The organism is Cellulomonas sp. (assembly GCF_017744555.1).
Taxonomy (GTDB): Bacteria; Actinomycetota; Actinomycetes; order Actinomycetales; family Cellulomonadaceae; genus Cellulomonas.
On record NZ_JAGIBD010000104.1, the window covers coordinates 1 to 1201 of the forward strand.

Below are 1201 nucleotides of genomic sequence, written 5' to 3' on the forward strand. Positions count from 1 at the left end.
GTCGTGCTCGTCGTCGCGGCGGTCCTCGCGATCGTGCTGCCGATCGCCCTGCGGCCGCCGGCCGTCGCGGCCTCGGCCCTCGTGACGCCGGAGCGTGTCGTGACGGCCGCCTCCGAGGCGGCGGCGGCGACGGCGGAGCGCACCGCGCAGGCCGCGAGGTGGAACGCCGCGCTCGCCGACGCGCAGCGCATCACCGCGACCGCCGGGCTGCCGTTCTACGCGCAGCAGGCCGCGGCCTTCCTCGCGGCCGACCGGGTCAAGGCGGGGCAGGCCGCCGCCGTCGACCTCCTCGGCTTCTCCTCGCTCGTGCCGGACGCCGAGCGGGCCACGGGGCTCGCGGCGCTCGCGCCGGTGGCCGGGACGAGCGATCCGCGGTGGGGCTTCGGCGCCATCGGGCCGCTCGCCTACGCGCACGACGCGGCGGGCGAGGCGCTGCTGCTGCGCTACGAGGCGGACGAGCTCGAGCGGCTCGTCGCGGGCGTCGACGGCGTGTGGGCGCAGTTCCAGGCGGAGGTGCGCGATCCGGCGGGCGTGCTCGGCGGCGTCACGCGCGCGGACCAGGCGCAGCGGGACCGGATCACCCGGGCCGCGGCGGCGATCGCGGCGCTCGGCTCGGCCTACTCCGCGGAGGCGGCGCCGGCATGGGCCGAGTACATCGCCGCGGTGAACGAGGCGCGGGCGACCGAGGCGGCGAAGGTCGCGGAGGAGCAGGCGGCGGCTGCGGAGCGGCAGGCTTCCAGCGTCGGAAGTCGACCCTTCTACAACTGGGTCAGTCCGTTCCAGACCGCCTGCCTGGCGCATGGCGGGGCATATGTCCAGATCGCGCCGAACACCTTCGACTGTGCCGGCGGAGACCCGGCGGGCATGTGGGGCGATCTGTTCCCGGACCTGTTCGAGTAGTTCCCGGAATGCGCCGGGGGGCCGGCTGCGGAGCGTTCAGGCCGCGTAGGCCACGAACTCGAGGCCCTGGGCCTCGGCGACGGCGGCGTTCGTGACGGCGCCCGCGTGGGTGTTGAGGCCCTGCGCGAGGGCCGGGTCGTCGCGGAGGGCGTTCCGCCACCCCTTGCCGGCGATCGCGCGGGCGTAGGGGAGCGTCGCGTTCGTGAGCGCGTAGGTCGAGGTCACGGGCACGGCGCCGGGCATGTTCGCGACGCAGTAGAAGATCGAGCCGTGCACGTGGAACGTCGGGTCGGAGTGCGTC

Annotated in this window: 1 protein-coding gene and 1 pseudogene; one reads left to right on the forward strand and one right to left on the reverse strand. The window is 75.9% G+C overall.

Annotated features, from left to right (window positions below):
* Window positions 1-900: hypothetical protein (locus J7523_RS20385; RefSeq protein ID WP_291890623.1), on the forward strand; the 900-nt coding region annotated here is incomplete at its 5' end.
* A gap of 36 nt (window positions 901-936) precedes the next feature.
* On the opposite strand, the pseudogene J7523_RS20390 reads toward J7523_RS20385, so the two are convergent.
* Window positions 937-1201: pseudogene (locus tag J7523_RS20390) on the reverse strand (alanine dehydrogenase); the annotation flags it as partial.